Raw genomic sequence first — 15,446 nt, 5'->3', positions numbered from 1 at the left:
TGACGGCCCTCTGTGATGGTAGGCGAACCACCCCGGAGTTCGCTGGGAGGAGGGCGCCCGTGCACCTTCCTCCCAGCAGGGCCCGTGGTCAGCGCTTGCCGCCCTTCGCCTTCGGCGGCAGGAACTTCTCCTCGGTGACGGCGCCGGCGTTACCAGCGGCGTCGACCGCGCGCACGTACACCGTCGCGGCTCCCTTGCCGAGGGCGATGGGCTCCATGTACTCCGTGAACGGGCCCTTCGCGCGGAGGGAGTACTCGAGGCGCGCGAGGCCGGACGCGTCGGTGGCCGAGAGGCTCACGGTGCGCGAGGCCTGATCGAGCGAGAGCGCCACCGTCGGAGCGGTGGTGTCGGCCTCGAGGACCTCACGCACGTGGTGCGAGTGCAGGCCGAAGGAGTCCGCCACGCGCGGCACCCAGCACTCGTCGTTGTGACGTCCGGTGGGGTAGATCGCCGAGGTGTACGGGACGCCCTTGGCCGTCAGCAGGCCGTCGAGCGAGCGGACGGCGTTGTCGAAGCGGAAGTCGTCCTCCTCGCAGGCGTCGTAGAAGAAGTCGTACTGCGAGAGCTGCTCCGTGGTCCTCGCGGCGACGTCGGCGAGCGGGGAGAGCGACTGCCCCGCGGGTCCGCCGGGTGAGGTCACGCCGACCACGGCCGGCGCGAGGTTCAGCGCGCCCATGTGGGAGGCGAGGGACGAGAAGAGCTCCGGATGCGCCAGACCGATCGAATACGCGCCGAAGCCGCCCATGGACACGCCCGAGAGGCCGCGGAACTCACGGTCCGCGATGGTCCGGTACTCGGCGTCGACCTGCGGGATCAGCTCGTCGATGAACATGCTGCGCCAGGGCGTGCCGCCCTCGTTGTCCACGTACCAGAGTGATTCGCCGTCGGGCATGATCACGATCGACTCCTCGAGCCCGCCGGAGGTGTACAGCGCGTCGAGGGTGGCGCCGAAGTCACGCGGCTCCCACTCACGGCTGCCGCCGTTCACGCCGTGGAGCAGGTACACCACGGGGTACTCGCGGTTCGGTTCCTCGAGGTAGGACGGCGGCAGGTACGTCACGTACTCGCGCCGTGCGCCCTCGAGGTCGGACTCGACGGCGTCCCGGAAGAACCGCGAGAGGTTGCCGCTCTCGGTCCGCGTGGCGGCGTCGATGGTCAGGAACTCCTGCGTGCGGGGCTGGAAGTCGAACGGGACGCCGTCCTTCGTGCCGGAGATGGTGCGGTTCGTGTCGACGAGCAGGCGCCCGTCCTCGGACGCGATGACCTCCACACCGGCGTCGTCGAGCCGGAGCGTCCCGGACGCGGCGACCCAGTCGCGCAGTTCACGCTCACGCCGCTCGAGGTCGCGGCCGTCGTGGAAGTAGCCGCCGGCGAGGGTCTCGAGGTAGGCGTCCACGTCGCCGCGGGCGAGCGCATCGGCCTGCTGCTCGAGCAGGTCCGTGACCCAGGCGGTGGTCGCCGTGTCCGCGGGCGCTCCGGCGATGCCGTAGACCTCCTCGCGCACGGCGTCCTTCGAGAAGATCCCCACGGGGCCCTGGTACCAGCCACCTCCGCCGGACATGTCGTAGACCCGGACGGCGAGCGTGTTCGTGCCGCCGAAGACGGGCGCGTCGGCGGGCACCGGGTAGAGCCGCTGCTCGAACCACTGGCTCTGCGCGTTCGGCGGCATGGATCCCGAGCCGCCGATCTTCACACCGTTCAGGAAGGCCTCGTCGACGTCGTCGAGGAACCCTAGGGAGGCCACGAGGTTCTGGCCGTCCGCACCGGCCGGGAGGTCGAAGGTGAGGCGGTACCAGCCGAAGCCGTCGTAGTCGGCGAACTGGGGGGCGCCGTCGGTCTGCGGGACCTGCAGGGAGGTCCAGGCGGCGTCGTCGAAGGCCGGGTCCGCGTACTCGAGGGCATCTCCGGCCACGAACTTCCAGGTACCGGAGAGATCGAGGTTCACCGATGCGGCACCCTCCGCGGCCGGCGCGATCGGGCTCACGGTGGTCGGGCTTCCGGGCGCGGGGGCGCCCGCGGCAGGGAGCGCGGGGCTGAGGACGACGGCGGTCACCGCGAGGGACGCGACCAGCCGGCGGAGGAACGGGGAGGGGTACTGCGGCATGCGCGTGCTCCAACTTCTTCGTTGAACAGGGACGTTCACGAACCTACTGGGAACGTTCCCAGATTGCGAGGAGAAGCTGCCGCGAGCCGACGGGGAGGCGCAGCACGCCCAGGTCCCCGCCGAGAGAGGCTTTCGGGGACACGAAAAAACCCGCCTTCCCTGGGGGAAGTGCGGGTTTCTCGACGTGGCTCCGACCGGCGTCGATCCGGTGACCTCTCGATTTTCAGTCGAACGCTCTACCAACTGAGCTACAGAGCCTTGCGACCATCGTAGTGATGATCACCGTCTCCAGCCGAGCCGGTTTCCTCGAGGATTCCGGCCGCCTGAGCGACCCTGACGGGACTTGAACCCGCGACCTCCGCCGTGACAGGGCGGCGCGCTAACCAACTGCGCTACAGGGCCTTGCGAACTGCATTTTCACGTGTGCAGGCTTTTCAGCCTACCAGCACTTGTCCGGTCGACCGACCGCCCCTAGAGGCGATGACCTGCGTACCCCCAACGGGATTCGAACCCGTGCTGCCGCCGTGAAAGGGCGGTGTCCTAGGCCGCTAAACGATGGGGGCCCGGACCCACGGGAGGGGTTCCTGCGACTCCCCGGACACGTGCTCTTCCGGTGGGTCTCTCCCCGTCGTGGACCTGTAAAACTATAGGGGCTCGCTTCCCGATCCACAAAATCTGCTTCCCGGACCCTGCCTCGCGCCTGATCGGCCTGACCGGCGGGTGCGGCGCGGGTCGGTACGATCAGGGCGTGCCGTTCGAGATCAGCCGGGAAGAGTTCGAGGAAGCCGTCGACGACGCGATCGACCGCATACCCGACGATCTCGCCCAGGCCATGGACAACGTGGCGATCTTCGTGGTTGAGGAGTACGAACCGGCGCCCGGCGAACCCGCGGACACCGAACTCCTCGGACTCTACGAGGGCACCCCGCTGACCGAACGCGATTCCTGGTGGGAGGCCGGCTCCCTCCCCGACCGCATCAGCATCTTCCGCGGCCCCCTCATGCGGCTCTGCGACTCGCGCGACGACCTCGTGGAGGAGATCCTGGTGACGGTGGTCCACGAGATCGCCCACCACTTCGGGATCGACGACGAGCGCCTCCACGAACTCGGGTGGGGCTGACCGAGCGCTCAGCGCACCATCGGGCCGAAACGCTTGCGGTCCTCCAGGCGCGCGTCCGGGCGGTCCGGGACCACCAGCACCGGGCCTCGCGCGTGATGCAGCACCCCCTGGCTGGTGGACCCCATGAGCATGCCCGCGAACCCTCCCCTGCCGCGCGTCCCGAGGACGAGCAGCTCGGACGTCGCGGACGCGGCGATCAGCACCTCAGCGGGAGGGCCGTCCTTGAGCTCCACGGTGATCTCGACGTCGGGGTAGTGGCTCTGCAGCCAGTCACGGCCGGCGGCGAGCTGGACGGCGAGGTCGGCATGCAGGGCCTCGCGGTCCACGGGTGCCGGCACCCAGGCCAGCGAACCGTTGAAGGGAGCCACCGAGCAGACCACACGGAGGCTCCGGTCACGGGCGCGCGCCTCCTCGGCGGCGACGAGCGAGGCCATCCGCGCCTGCTCGGAACCGTCGACGCCCACCACCACCACGTCCTCCATTGTGGCGGGAGGCGCAATGCGGCCCCTCCCGGCCTTCGCGGACTTCTGCCCGAGGTCCGGCCGCCCGAGCCGCGCCCCCGTGCACACGGGGATGACCGCCGTCGGGCACGTGGAATGAGCGGGGAGCGCACTGCTCACGGACCCCAGGAGCCTTCCCACGAAGCCTCCGCGGCCGCGGGACCCGACCACCATGAGTTCCGCGTCCTCCGAGAGGTCCAGCAGCACGCCCGCGGCGTCACCGGCCTCGATGCGCGTGTGGACCTCGAGGTCCATGCCGTCGAGGTGCTGGACGGACTCGGCGAGGACGGTCTGCGCGCTCTCGCGGATCACGTCGTCGTCCACCGTCGCATACCCGGCGTCCATGCTGGAGGCAGCGAAGACCGGCACCGTGTAGGCGGTCACGACGTACAGCGGAGCCCGGCGACGCGCCGCCTCCTGAGCCGCCCACAGCAGGGCGCAGGTGCTCTGGTCCGAACCGTCGACGCCGACGACGACGCCGTGCGGAACCGGCGCCGGCCGGGACTCCGGCGATGACCCTCGTGCGTGTTCACTGCCCACGGCAGACCTCCCTCGGCCCCACTCCCACCACGTGCCGCAGCGGGTCCACCCTTTGTAGCGCACGAGGTCCGGATCGGTCTATCCACCACCCTCGAAGTTCTATAGTCTTCAGTGACCCGTTGCGGGGGTCTCCCGAATTCCGGGACGAACCCCGCGCGTAGTGCTCTTGGCTGACCCGTTCGCAGCCAAGAGTCCGTACGGCCCGGAAGAGGCGCCGGGCCGTACGGAACCAATGCTTCGTGGAGGTTCTTTGGTGAATTCCCTGCCGCTCGACCCGGCCCGGTCAGCGTCCGCGATGCCCCAGGCCGCCGAGTCCACGAGCACCGTGGTGATCGGTTCAGGGCTCTCCGGCCTCGCCGTCGCGAGTGAGCTCAGCCGCCGCGGGATCGACTCGATCGTCGTGGAGAGCCTCGAATGCGCCGACTCCGGCGCCATGCGCACCGTCATGACGGACACCATCTCCCTCACGGAACGCACGGAGCTCATGCGCCTGCTCCGCGGATACGCCGCGGCCCACCAGCTCGACGTCCGCCAGACCACCGTGGCAGAGCACCTCAGCATCATCGGACACCCGAAACTCCTCACCACCCCGGTGGGCCGCAAGAAGTGGGCGGTCCAGACGGCCGACGGCGTGCTCCTCGCCGATCACGTGGTCCTCACGAAGTACCCGCAGAACGAACTGCGGAAGTTCCTGAGATCGATGGGCATCGCGATCGGCCGTGACCTCAAGGCGGCGCTCCGCTCCATCGGGCTCCACCTCGTGGGCGTGGGCGAGATGCTCACACCCACCACGCGGGAGATCGTCCGGCAGGCCAAGCTGGTCAGCGACGCCATCGTGGCGCAGGGACCCTCCGCCCTCAACCGGCTCACCCCGCCGCTCGCGGCGATCTCCCCGCTGCGCGCCTGATCCTGCGGGCCTGACGGCCGTCGAGGCTCCACACCGCACTCGCCTGATCGCGTCCCGAACCGGCCCTGTAGCGCAGGAGCTGCCCTGTGCGAGCTCCTGCCAGGGGCGTTGCGCGCTCCTTGTAAGGGCGTTCCGGGCTACTGCCGACCGGCGCCCAACCGCTTCCGCGCGGTGACCGCGAGTGCGACGGCGATCGCCACCAGCGCGGCGATCATGAGCACGATGCTCCACGGGAAATCGCTCACTCCCGCCGTCTGGATCTCGCCCGCCTGGTCCTCCTGTGTCTCCACGGGAGCCGCGGTACCGGCGGCGTCGGGCACCGTCGTCGAGCCCTGCTGCGCGGTGAACACGAACGAACCCTCGATCGGGTGGGAATCCGAGCTGACCACGCGCCAATTCACCGTGTACTCCCCTGCCGGCGCACCGGCGCGGAGGGCCTGGGTGGCGGTGCGGTCCACGATCTGCACGGCCCCATCAGCCCAGTCGGTACCCGACTCGTCCACCACCTGCACCTGGGCGCCGAGGCCCGAGGGAACGTTCGAGAAGTTCAGTTCCAGGCTGGGAGGCAGCACGGCCACGGAGGCACCCTCGGCCGGGGTGGTGCCCGTCAGCTCGTCGTGCGCGCTGGCCGGGGCGCTCCCACCGATCAACACCGCGAGCGCGAGCAGGGCGGCGGTGACGAGGGGGGCCAGGGCCGGGCGACGACGGCGACCGGCCTCCGCGGGCTCGGGACGCTGTGCGGGCGGGGACGGGAGGGCAGCCATACGACTAGCCTACGCGGAGACCCTGAGGGCCCGCTGGACCGGCGGCTTCGACAGCCCGTGCAGCACCTCCGGCCGACGAGGGGGCGAAACACGTTCGTCACAGGCCGCCGGATAGAATTCCTGCGACCGTCCACGCCCCTTCCGCCCAAGGATCCCCATGCTCACCACCGGTTCCGTGCTGGACCGCTACTTCCACATCACGCAGCGGGGGTCCACGTTCTCCCGGGAGATCCGTGGCGGCCTCGCCACGTTCTTCGCCATGAGCTACATCGTGGTGCTGAACCCGCTCATCCTCGCGGGCGCCGACTCCTCGGGAGCGGAGCTCGGGTTCGAGCGGGTAGCCGCCGTCACCGCGCTCGTGGCCGGCGTGCTGACCATCCTGATGGGCGCCTGGGCCAAGTACCCGTTCGCGCTGGCCACCGGCCTCGGCGTCAACGCGTTCGTGGCCATCACGGTCGCCACGAATCCCGGGCTCACGTGGCCGGACATCATGGGCCTCGTGATGCTGGCTGGCCTCACCATGCTGGTCCTGGTGCTGACCGGGTTCCGAACGGCCGTGTTCAACGCGGTACCCGAGAGCCTGAAGACGGCGATCGTGGTCGGGATCGGACTCTTCATCGCGCTGATCGGGCTCGTCAACGCGGGCTTCGTGCGGCGTGTGCCCGACGTCGCCGGCACCACGGTGCCCGTGGGTCTCGGTTTCGGCGGCGTGCTGATCGGCTGGCCCACGCTGGTGTTCGTCGTCGGCCTCATCCTGACCATCGCGCTGGTGGTCCGCAAGGTGCGCGGCGGCATCCTCATCGGCGTGCTCGCCGCCACCGCTCTCGCCGTCGTCCTCGAGGCCGTGTTCGATGTGGGGCCGAGCTTCACACCCGGGCAGGAACCGAACCCCGCCGGATGGTCACTGGTGGTTCCCGAACTGCCCTCCGGAGCATGGGTGGGCGTGCCGGACCTCAGCCTGATCGGCAACGTGAGCCTGTTCGGGGCCTTCGGGCACCTCGGCGGGACCGCGGCGCTGCTGCTCACCTTCACCATCCTGCTCAGCATCTTCTTCGACGCGATGGGCACCATGGTGGGCCTGGCCAACGAGGCGAAGCTCGTGGACGCGAAGGGAAACATCCCGGGCGTGAACCGCGTGCTCGTGGTCGACGCGCTCGGAGCCGTGGCCGGCGGAGCCGGGTCCGTCTCCTCCAACCAGATCTACGTCGAGTCCGGTGCGGGCATCGGCGAAGGCGCCCGGACGGGCCTCGCGAACGTGGTGACCGGCGTGCTGTTCCTGCTCGCGATGTTCTTCACCCCGCTCATCAGCCTCGTGCCCTTCGAGGCCGTGGCCCCGGCGCTCGTGGTGGTGGGCTTCATGATGGTGGCGCAGGTGGGCCGCATCGACTTCGACGACTGGGGCATCGCCATCCCGGCGTTCCTCACCTTCATCCTCATGCCGTTCACCTACTCGATCGCGAACGGCCTGGGCGCCGGGTTCATCGCCTTCGTCCTGATCCGTGCCATCCAGGGCCGTGGCCGTGAGGTGCACCCGTTGATGTGGGCCGTTGCCGCGGCGTTCGTCGTCTTCTTCGGACTCGGGCCCATCGAGGAACTCCTCGGCCTCTGAGTCCGCGGGCTCTCACTCCGGGGGCTCTGACTCCGCGGGCTCTGACTTCGGGGGGCTCGGACCCTCCCACGGTGGGCGTTCCTTCCGTGGGCAGCTGAGCACATGCCCACGTTCCGATGCGGCAGAGTGGGATGGGCGACGACGGCAGGTCGGCTCGCGGCCGGGACGACGTCCCTGGGTGGAGAAGCGAATCAGGCACGATGGCGCCCCGAGGAGTGCACGATGAAGCAGTTCCTGCGGCTCGGTTCGATCGCGGCGCTGGCCACGTTCATCCCCGGTGCGCGCGCCTCCGTGCTGCTGCTCCTGATCGGGGCGACCTACGGGCCGGCCGCCGCCGCGACGCTCGGTCTCTCCTCGCAGTTCCTCGGGCTCACGATCGTGGCGCTGGTCGGGCTGAACATCACGACGGTCTTCGCGATCAAGAAGCTCCGGGGCGGAGCCGGTGCGCGTGCCATAGCCATCGAGCGCGGAGCGGTGGCCTTCGCCGGGGCGGGCCTGATCACGGTGGTCGCGGTGACCGCCGGCGTCGTCCTTCCCTCGGTGCTCGGCGGGATCGACCCGGTCCAGTTCGTCGTCTACTGGTACGTCTCGATCATCAGCCTCGTCGCGACCGTCTTCACCTCCTGGCAGACCGGCCTGCTGCAGGTCAGGAACGCCGACGGGAAGGTCCTGCAACTCAGCCTGATCTCGGCGGGTGTCGCCCTCACCTCGGCGATCGTGGTCACGAGAATGGTCCCTGAGAACGCGGTGCTCGCTCTCACCTGCGTGGCGCTCGTCAACGCCGCGTCCGACGCCACGGTGCTCGTCCTGAGATCCCGAGCCGTCCGCCGTGCCTGGGACACGGAACTCGATGGGCTGTGGCGCGAGGCGCTCACCACCGTCCTCCGGGCCCCGTCGGCGACCCTCAGGCAGGTGCCTCCCGTGGCAGCAGCAGCGGCGGACGGACTGATCCTGATGTCGGTCTTCCTCACCGCCGGCCTCGTGGCGACGTGGCAGGACGTGGACGCCGGCGCCGCGGTACTGACCGCCACCGCACTCGTGAGGACACTGGTGCTGCCCCTCAAGCAATTCGGGATGGTCGGCGGCCGCCTCTCGGTCGCCGCCGGTGAGCTGAAAGGCGAGCTGGTCCGCCGGATGCTGGTCGTGGTCACCGCACTCCTGGCCGCAGGCGCCGTCGTGCTCCTCCTGCTCGAAGTGGCGGGGATCCTCCCGGAATCGGTGAGCCTCGTCCTCGTGGGGCTGCTCGCGGCCCAGCTGCTGCTCGAACCCGTGACGGGCTTTCTCTTCGCCTCCATGAAGATCATCGAGGCGCCGACGTTCGGCATGAGAGCCCTGTTCCTGGTGAGCTGCGCGTTCACCCTCCCCGCGTTGCTCGTCCTGGCAGGGCTGGGACTCGGCGAACCGGAGTACATCTGGTCGGTCCTGCTGACGGCCCGGATCGCCTTCGCGGTGGCCGTCATCCGGGGCGTCCGGCGATCGGGAATCATGGGGCGGGAGACGTCAGTGCGCCGGGAACGCAGTGCTCCCCCACCGTGAGCCGTGAGCCGTGACGAGCGGCAGGGCGGGCTGTGGCGTAGCCTGTCGGCACCACCGCCCGACCATCCCGAGGAGTGGAGCTCCGTGTTCCCCGTCGCCCTGCCCGATGAGTTGCGCCGAGGCCCGCTGACGCTGCGCACCCTCCGGGACGAGGACTGGCGGCTCGAGTACGAGCTCAGCCGGGTACCCGATGTGCCGCGCTGGACCTATTACCCCTCCGACCTCGACGAGGCAAGCGCGCGACGCCGGATCATCCGGTCGCACGAACGCCACGAGCAACGCCTGGCCGGCCGCTATGCGGTCGTGGTGGACGGCGTCGCGGTCGGCACCGCGGGAATGGGACTGCTCGACGTCTCCATGCCGATGGTCTTCTACGTCCTGGCCCCGCGCGGTCGGGGCCGTGGCACGGCAACTCTCGCCGTGCGGCTCCTGAACGAATGGCTGTTCGCCCAGCGGTTCGCCGTCGTGATGCTCGAGACCATCTCCGACAACACCGCGAGCGAACGGGTGGCCGCTCGTGCGGGATTCAGGGTGGTGGGGAGGTCTCTCGGCACCCAACGCGGAGAGAAGGTACATCTGGACCAGTGGCGCCTCGACGCCTGATGGCCCACTCGGTGAGCATGATCTTCGGGAGCACCTCCTCCGACGAGGTCCTCGAGCCCGTGCCTCGCCGGCACGATGGTTCTCAGTTGGACGGCCCGCCGCGGACGCAACCGCGTCTCCTCGACGTCGAGGATGCGCTGGGCCTTCGCGAGGACACATGACGAGTAGGTGCCGCGCGCGCGAGCGGCCAGGAGCGCCTGCCGCTCGGCGTCGAGGACGGCGAGCCGGAGGTCGCGGTACTGGCGGTGCGGGGAGCGCACGAGCCTCTGCTCCGGCAGGCGCGCCTTCTCCCACTCGAACTCGGAGCGCATCCCCGTGTCCGTCCGCACGCGGTCCAGCACGTCCTGGTCCACCTCCACGCCCTCGCCCTCGCCGACAATCGGCGCCGGATCCTCGAGGACCCGCAGCCCCTCGGTCCGCAGTTCGTCGAACAGGGTGGCCGATTCCTCGCGGTCCGACTCGACGTCGATCCCCTCGACCCTGAGCACCCGGATGAGTCAGGGCAGGGTGCTGCCCTGCACCAGCAGGGTGGTGACCGCCACCGTGAACGCGATCAGCACGAGCTGCTCGCGGTACGCGAACGACGACGGCAGCGACTGCGCCGCGGCGAGGGTCACCACGCCGCGCATCCCCGACCAGCCGAGCACCGTGGCGCCCTTCCAGCCGAACCCCTCACGCCGTTCGAGGTCGAGGTCCGCCTGCCTCCGCTCGTACATCCGAGTCAGGGCACGCTTGCGCCGCTCCTGCCGGGCGTCTAGCGTGGGTACCTTCTTCAGGCGCCCCAGCGCCCGGCGCAGCTGGAGCGACCGGCGGGCAGCCCTGCTCGGCCGCTTCCGCATGAGCAGCACGAGGGGGAACACCCAGAAGAAGCGCAGCGCGATCAGCACCAGGGTGGCGAGGAGCCCGATCATGACCGTCTGCCCGACGGTCAGCAGCGACTCGTCGATGTTCTGCAGCAGCCCGCGGATCTCGAGCCCGATCAGCAGGAAGACGCCGTTCTCGAGCAGGAACTGGACGGTCCGCCAGTTGACGTTGTCGCTGATGCGGGCCCGGGCGTCGAGGTGGCTGGCACTGCGGTGCCCGGTGTAGATCCCGGCGACGACGACGGCCAGTACCGCCGAGGCGCTCAGCTCCTCGGCGGGAATGAACGCGATGAACGGCACGGCGAGGGAGAGGGCGGTGTCCAGCACCGGATCTCCGAGCTTCGAGCGGACGTACCCGGTGAGCACGCCCACCGCGTAGCCGACCACCACGGCGACGACGACGGCGAACGCGAAGTCGGCCACCGCCGCACCGACCACCACGAGCAGCAACGGCGCGGCCACCCCCACGCGCTGCGAGAGGACGGCCACGGAGACGAGGACCGCTATACCGATGTTGCCGAGCACGCCCACTTCCACCGTGCAAGTTCAGTGGGAGGAGAACCCCGGGCGGGGAATCGCGTCGCGTCGATCACCGTGCGGGGTTCACTCTGCCGGTGGCACGCCGGAGGGTCGATCGGCGAGGCCCTGCGCTCCCGCGGCGAAGGCCCTGACCCGGGCGTCCTGCCAGAGCTGCGCCGGCACGCCGCCGCCGAGCAGCTCACGGACGAGGCCGGGGGAACCGCCGAGCGGGGCATCGCTCCCGGCGATGATGACGTTGCCGAAGCGTCTGCCCTTGAGCATGGCGGGGTCGGCGATGATCACCATGTGCGCGAACTCCGCGGCGATGGTCGCCGCCTCGCGCTTGGCCGTCCTCAGGTCGGGGCTGTCGCCGCAGTTGACCACGTAGACGCCGTCGGGCGCGAGGACACGCTTGGCCACCCGGGTGAACTCGGCCGTGGTCAGCGGCGGCGGCGTCACGGCACCCGCGAAGACGTCGCGGATCAGGAGGTCGCGGCTCGCCTCGCTCAGCGACTCCGTGACGGCGCGCGCCTCGCCGACGCGGATCCTCAGCAGCGGTGCCCGCGGGAGGTCGAACCACTCGCGCACGAGTTCCGCGAGCCGGCCGTCGAGTTCGACGACCACCTGCCGGGCCTGCGGGTGCGAGGCCGCGAACCGGCGCGCCAGGGAACACGCACCGCCGCCGAGGTGCAGCGCCCTCAGGCGGGATGTCGCGGGGAAGCGGGAATCGACGAGGGACGCGATCCAGCGCATGTACTCGAAGTCGAGCCGGAGCGGGTCCGCGACGTCGATGTGGGAGCTGGGGACGCCGTTGATGCGCAGCACCCAGCCGTTCGGGTTGTACGGATCGGGTTCGAGCTCGCAGGTCCCCGTGTCGATCGGGAACTCACCGATCTCCGGGCGAGGGCCCTGACCCCGCGCCGTCACCCCTGATCCGGACGGTCCATGCGGAACATGGGACGGTAGTGCCAGGTGGGGCCGCACAGCATCGACGTGCCGTCGGGGCGGAAACCGTTGCGGACGTAGAAGCGCTCGGCGCGCGGATTGCCGTCGAGGATCCAGAGGTACGCGCCCCGCGTGTCGATCGCGGTGTCGAGCAACCGCTGGCCCAGCCCGCTGCCGTGCGTGGACCGCAGCGTGTAGATGTGGTGGAGCTCGAAGTCAGGGCGGTCGTCGTCGCGCCCCGGCCCTGACGTGGCGACGGCCACCGGCTCGCCGTCGTCGTCGAACGCCAGCCAGCTCTGCGCGCTCCCGGGGGTACGCTCCGACTCCTCGAGAGCGGCGCGGCGCCGCTCGATGATCGCGGGCAGTTCGGCGTCGTAGTACTCGTGGTACTCGCGCGGCATGATGCGCTCGTACGTCTCGTGGAGACCGGCCACGTGGGTGCGGGCGTAGACCTCGGCATCCTCCACGCCGGCAGGCCGGATCAGGTACCGCAGCGTCGGCGAGGGAAGCTGTGTCACCGTTCCAGCCTAGTAGCCGGGTGGATCAGGAGTGACCCTCGAACTGCTCCTGCTCGGCCAACGCCGCCTCGAGCCGCTCCAGCTTGCCGGTCAGTTCGCCGGTGCGGCCGGGGCGGATGTCCGCCTTCAGCACCAGCGAGACGCGGCTGCCGTAGCGGCCCACGGCCTCGGTGGCGTTCTTGACGACGGCCATGACCTCGTCCCACTCGCCCTCGATGGTGGTGAACATGGCGTCGGTGTGGTTCGGCAGTCCCGATTCACGGACGACGGCGACCGCGGCGGCCACGGCGTCGTGCACCGACCCCTCGGGGTTCTCGCGTGAGATCTCGGAGGTTCCGGACGGGGCGACGCTGAAGGCTACGAGCATGGGTCCAGTCTGGCACGGGAGGTTCGCGGTCGGGAGCGGGTTCCACCCGGTGGTGGAGCCGTTGCCGGGCTCGCCGGGCGGCGGACCCGGGGCACATGTTCCCTTGCGCGGGTGCAGATCCCCCGGGAAGGAGCACCCGCCGCGGCGGACCGCGTGGAAGGACGCGACAGGTGCGCGCAGGCCCGTACCCGCTAGGTTCGAGGGAGGAACGGGGCGCGGAGGGAGATGGGATGCTCGGTCTGCTCAGCGGGTTCGCGGTGGTCGGCGCGGTGATCCTCGTCGGCTACGTCGCCGGCCGCCTCGTGATCGGCGGACCACAGGCCGGCCAGGCCCTCAACCAGGTGGCGTTCTTCGTGACGAACCCCGCCCTGCTGTTCACCGTGCTGGCCGAGGCCGATCTCGGCACGGTGTTCTCCGCCTACGTTCCCGTGGCCCTGTTGTCCTCACTGGCGATCGCGGGGCTCTACGTGCTGATCAGCCGCTTCCTCTTCCGGCGGCCCGCCGCCGAGACGGCGATCGGCGCCATGGCGAGCTCCTACGTCAACGCCAACAACATCGGCATCCCCATCACCGTGTACGCGCTGGGTGACCCGACGCTGATCGCGCCCGTGCTCCTCGTCCAGCTCCTGGTGCTCGCGCCGTTCTACCTCACGGTCCTCGACCTCAGCTCCAGCCGGAAGCCGTCCGTCCGGGCGGTCCTGACGCAGCCCTTCCGCAACCCGATGATCATCGCGTCGATCCTCGGCGTCCTGGTGGCCGCGACCGGCGTGCAGCCGCCCGTCCCCGTGTGGGATGCGGTGTCGCTGGTGGGCGCAGCCGCCGTCCCCATGGTGCTGATCTCGTTCGGCATGTCCCTGCCCGGGAGCCGCCCGCTCAAGGCGGGCCCGGACCGCTTGCAGGTGGTGATCGCGACTCTCCTGAAGACCGCCCTGATGCCCGTGGCGGCCTACCTCGTGGCCCGTTTCGCCTTCGGGCTCGACGGCGCCATGCTGCTCGGCGCCGTGGTGGTCTCCGCCCTCCCCACGGCGCAGAACGTGTTCATGTTCGCCAGCCGTTACGGGCGCGGGATCCCCCTGGCGAGGGACACCGTGCTGCTCTCGTCGGTCCTGGCGATCCCGGCGCTCGTGGTCGTTGCCGCCCTGCTCGCCTGAGACCTGCCGTGACGCCGCCGGGACTGATCCTGCCGGCGGCGCCCGGAACGCGACGGCCCGCGTTCTCGAAGCGCTCAGTACCCTGCTTGTCGCACCCGGTTGTCGCGACCTAGCATTCTCGCTGTCACCGGGGCGGGTCCCGGTACGCGGAAGGACACAGCATGAAGAGCCGGATCACCCCTGACGAACCATTCCCCGCGGATCTCCGCAGGCTGCGTACCGACGACGTCGAGATCCTCAACAGCAAGGTGCACCGCGAGATGGAGCACGAGGTGGCGACGGCGGGCGAGGTGGACGCCGAGACCTCCTCCCGCAAGGAGGAACTACGGGAGGAGCTCGACGAGCGGGACTCCGGGCCGGGCCTCAGGCTCGTCGTCGATCATCAGGCGGACGACGCCGCTGACGCCATCGAGGAGCGGGTGGGCGAGCAGCGCTGATGGCGGGCCGCGTCAGGCGAACTGACCGACGTCGTCCGGGCGGCGTGAGCGGCGGTCACCCTCCCCGGCGGAGCGGGCGATGCTGCCCTCGCCCACGAGACCGCACTGCGCGGCCAGCACCGCGAGCTCCACGCGACCGGCTGCGCCCATCTTGTGCATGATGTTCGCGAGGTCGGCCTTGATGGTGGCCACACTGACATGCAGGGGCTGGGCGATCTGCGCGTTGGTGCGGCCCTTCGCGAGATCCTGCAGGATGACGGTCTCGCGGCCGGTCAGGGAGTTCAACCGGGCGGCCAGGCGAGGATTGACCCGCGGGGCGGCCGACGCCGGCACCGCCTCGTGGTACTCGGAGGTCACCCGACCGCCGCGGTGGACGATCCGCAGGACGGCGCCGATGTCCTCCAGATGGTCGCCGCCCCGCACGAGGATGCCCTCGAGGCGGGTCCGGATTCCCGCGGCGAGAAGGGGCGCGAGCTTCTCGTCCGCCAGCGCGACGATCTTGAGGTTCTCGGCCACGGAGCGGGCTGCGCGGGCCAGGGCGTGGATCTCGCGCTCGTCGGCGGCGCTGATGACCAGGACATCGGGGACGGCGGAGCGGAGGGCGACGAGCGTGCCCTGCTCCGATGCGCTCGTCCCGGTCACCGTGATGAAGGAACAGGGCTTCATGAGCTGCTTGAGGCCGGCGATCGTCAGGACGTCGCGGGACGCAAGATGAACCTTCACGCAGTCCTGCACTCGTACAGCTGGTCTCATGCCCCCGCCTTGCCGTGAACGAGCAGCCCCCCTTGGCTACTCGTTCAGTGTACTGACCACTCGGACATTTGCCGCAGAATACTTGAGCCCAATTCTGACCGGTGGGACAGCGAAGATGTAGCCGCCCGGCCGTGATACGCAGGCCCCACGACGGGCAGCGGTCCCCGACGATACTCGGGCGCGGAATTCCTGCGCCCGCTACGGTGTTGC

The 15,446-nt window shown here is 70.1% G+C and carries 15 protein-coding genes and 3 tRNA genes; 7 read left to right on the top strand and 11 right to left on the bottom strand.

Annotated elements, in window-relative coordinates:
* Positions 1 to 88: 88 nt before the first annotated feature.
* From AC4D16_RS14005 to AC4D16_RS13990, 4 genes are all read right to left on the bottom strand, one after another.
* Positions 89 to 2,104, bottom strand: coding sequence for an alpha/beta hydrolase (locus AC4D16_RS14005; RefSeq protein WP_490955410.1), 2,016 nt, complete (start codon positions 2,102 to 2,104; stop codon positions 89 to 91).
* Between the two features lie 185 nt (positions 2,105 to 2,289).
* Positions 2,290 to 2,362 (bottom strand) — tRNA-Phe (locus AC4D16_RS14000).
* Positions 2,363 to 2,432: 70 nt separating this feature from the next.
* A tRNA-Asp gene (locus tag AC4D16_RS13995) sits at positions 2,433 to 2,506 on the bottom strand.
* A gap of 88 nt (positions 2,507 to 2,594) precedes the next feature.
* A tRNA-Glu gene (locus tag AC4D16_RS13990) sits at positions 2,595 to 2,667 on the bottom strand.
* Between the two features lie 185 nt (positions 2,668 to 2,852).
* Here AC4D16_RS13990 and AC4D16_RS13985 point away from each other — a divergent pair.
* Complete coding sequence (locus tag AC4D16_RS13985; protein ID WP_490949631.1) at positions 2,853 to 3,224, top strand: metallopeptidase family protein; 372 nt, start codon at positions 2,853 to 2,855, stop codon at positions 3,222 to 3,224.
* Between the two features lie 8 nt (positions 3,225 to 3,232).
* On the opposite strand, the gene AC4D16_RS13980 is transcribed toward AC4D16_RS13985, so the two are convergent.
* A complete protein-coding gene (locus AC4D16_RS13980; RefSeq protein ID WP_490955409.1) occupies positions 3,233 to 4,264 on the bottom strand; it encodes a universal stress protein in 1,032 nt (343 codons plus the stop codon).
* Between the two features lie 253 nt (positions 4,265 to 4,517).
* Here AC4D16_RS13980 and AC4D16_RS13975 point away from each other — a divergent pair, with 253 nt between their 5' ends.
* Positions 4,518 to 5,171, top strand: a complete 654-nt coding sequence (locus tag AC4D16_RS13975) for an FAD-dependent monooxygenase (protein WP_490949633.1) — start codon at positions 4,518 to 4,520, stop codon at positions 5,169 to 5,171.
* A 137-nt stretch (positions 5,172 to 5,308) separates the two neighbouring features.
* Here AC4D16_RS13975 and AC4D16_RS13970 read toward each other — a convergent pair whose 3' ends face one another.
* A complete protein-coding gene (locus tag AC4D16_RS13970; protein ID WP_490949634.1) occupies positions 5,309 to 5,935 on the bottom strand; it encodes a copper resistance CopC family protein in 627 nt (208 codons plus the stop codon).
* A gap of 157 nt (positions 5,936 to 6,092) precedes the next feature.
* On the opposite strand from AC4D16_RS13970, the gene AC4D16_RS13965 reads away from it, so the two are divergent.
* The 3 genes from AC4D16_RS13965 (at position 6,093) to AC4D16_RS13955 (ending at position 9,683) form a co-directional block, all read left to right on the top strand.
* Positions 6,093 to 7,544, top strand: coding sequence for an NCS2 family permease (locus tag AC4D16_RS13965; RefSeq protein ID WP_490949635.1), 1,452 nt, complete (start codon positions 6,093 to 6,095; stop codon positions 7,542 to 7,544).
* A gap of 222 nt (positions 7,545 to 7,766) precedes the next feature.
* Positions 7,767 to 9,080: a hypothetical protein gene (locus AC4D16_RS13960; RefSeq protein ID WP_490949636.1), complete on the top strand. Its 1,314-nt coding sequence runs from the start codon at positions 7,767 to 7,769 to the stop codon at positions 9,078 to 9,080.
* Positions 9,081 to 9,164: 84 nt separating this feature from the next.
* Entirely contained in the window at positions 9,165 to 9,683 is a 519-nt protein-coding gene (locus AC4D16_RS13955) for a GNAT family N-acetyltransferase (RefSeq protein WP_490955408.1), read from the top strand.
* 497 nt (positions 9,684 to 10,180) lie between these two features.
* Here the strand turns inward: AC4D16_RS13955 and AC4D16_RS13950 are convergent, their stop codons facing one another.
* The 4 genes from AC4D16_RS13950 to AC4D16_RS13935 form a co-directional block, all read right to left on the bottom strand.
* Positions 10,181 to 11,071: a cation:proton antiporter domain-containing protein gene (locus AC4D16_RS13950; RefSeq protein ID WP_490955407.1), complete on the bottom strand. Its 891-nt coding sequence runs from the start codon at positions 11,069 to 11,071 to the stop codon at positions 10,181 to 10,183.
* Between the two features lie 78 nt (positions 11,072 to 11,149).
* Entirely contained in the window at positions 11,150 to 11,992 is an 843-nt protein-coding gene (locus AC4D16_RS13945) for a spermidine synthase (RefSeq protein ID WP_490955406.1), read from the bottom strand.
* Entirely contained in the window at positions 11,989 to 12,528 is a 540-nt protein-coding gene (locus AC4D16_RS13940; RefSeq protein ID WP_490955405.1) for a GNAT family N-acetyltransferase, read from the bottom strand. Before AC4D16_RS13940 ends, AC4D16_RS13945 begins: the two co-directional genes overlap by 4 nt.
* 25 nt (positions 12,529 to 12,553) lie before the next feature.
* Positions 12,554 to 12,895 (bottom strand): thiamine-binding protein, encoded by a 342-nt coding sequence (locus AC4D16_RS13935; RefSeq protein WP_490949641.1) that lies wholly within the window; start codon positions 12,893 to 12,895, stop codon positions 12,554 to 12,556.
* Between the two features lie 230 nt (positions 12,896 to 13,125).
* Here AC4D16_RS13935 and AC4D16_RS13930 point away from each other — a divergent pair, with 230 nt between their 5' ends.
* Together AC4D16_RS13930 and AC4D16_RS13925 are read left to right on the top strand one after the other, a co-directional pair.
* A complete protein-coding gene (locus tag AC4D16_RS13930) occupies positions 13,126 to 14,046 on the top strand; it encodes an AEC family transporter (RefSeq protein ID WP_490955404.1) in 921 nt (306 codons plus the stop codon).
* Positions 14,047 to 14,207: 161 nt separating this feature from the next.
* Positions 14,208 to 14,483, top strand: a complete 276-nt coding sequence (locus tag AC4D16_RS13925) for a hypothetical protein (RefSeq protein ID WP_490949643.1) — start codon at positions 14,208 to 14,210, stop codon at positions 14,481 to 14,483.
* A gap of 12 nt (positions 14,484 to 14,495) precedes the next feature.
* On the opposite strand, the gene AC4D16_RS13920 is transcribed toward AC4D16_RS13925, so the two are convergent.
* A complete protein-coding gene (locus AC4D16_RS13920) occupies positions 14,496 to 15,206 on the bottom strand; it encodes a helix-turn-helix transcriptional regulator (RefSeq protein ID WP_490955403.1) in 711 nt (236 codons plus the stop codon).
* Positions 15,207 to 15,446: the final 240 nt, after the last annotated feature.

The sequence above is a fragment of the Arthrobacter sp. TJ-236 genome, assembly GCF_058269235.1.
The sequence above is the reverse complement of the archived record's forward strand: the minus strand, read 5'-3'. Positions and strand labels throughout refer to the sequence as shown.

Bases quoted from the DNA above. Each gene is read 5' to 3' on its own strand.
- AC4D16_RS13930 (WP_490955404.1), top strand. From the start codon at position 13,126: ATGCTCGGTCTGCTCAGCGGGTTCGCGGTGGTCGGCGCGGTGATCCTC.
- AC4D16_RS13935 (WP_490949641.1), bottom strand. From the start codon at position 12,895: ATGCTCGTAGCCTTCAGCGTCGCCCCGTCCGGAACCTCCGAGATCTCA.
- AC4D16_RS13960 (WP_490949636.1), top strand. From the start codon at position 7,767: ATGAAGCAGTTCCTGCGGCTCGGTTCGATCGCGGCGCTGGCCACGTTC.
- AC4D16_RS13970 (WP_490949634.1), bottom strand. From the start codon at position 5,935: ATGGCTGCCCTCCCGTCCCCGCCCGCACAGCGTCCCGAGCCCGCGGAG.
- AC4D16_RS13925 (WP_490949643.1), top strand. From the start codon at position 14,208: ATGAAGAGCCGGATCACCCCTGACGAACCATTCCCCGCGGATCTCCGC.
- AC4D16_RS14005 (WP_490955410.1), bottom strand. From the start codon at position 2,104: ATGCCGCAGTACCCCTCCCCGTTCCTCCGCCGGCTGGTCGCGTCCCTC.
- AC4D16_RS13965 (WP_490949635.1), top strand. From the start codon at position 6,093: ATGCTCACCACCGGTTCCGTGCTGGACCGCTACTTCCACATCACGCAG.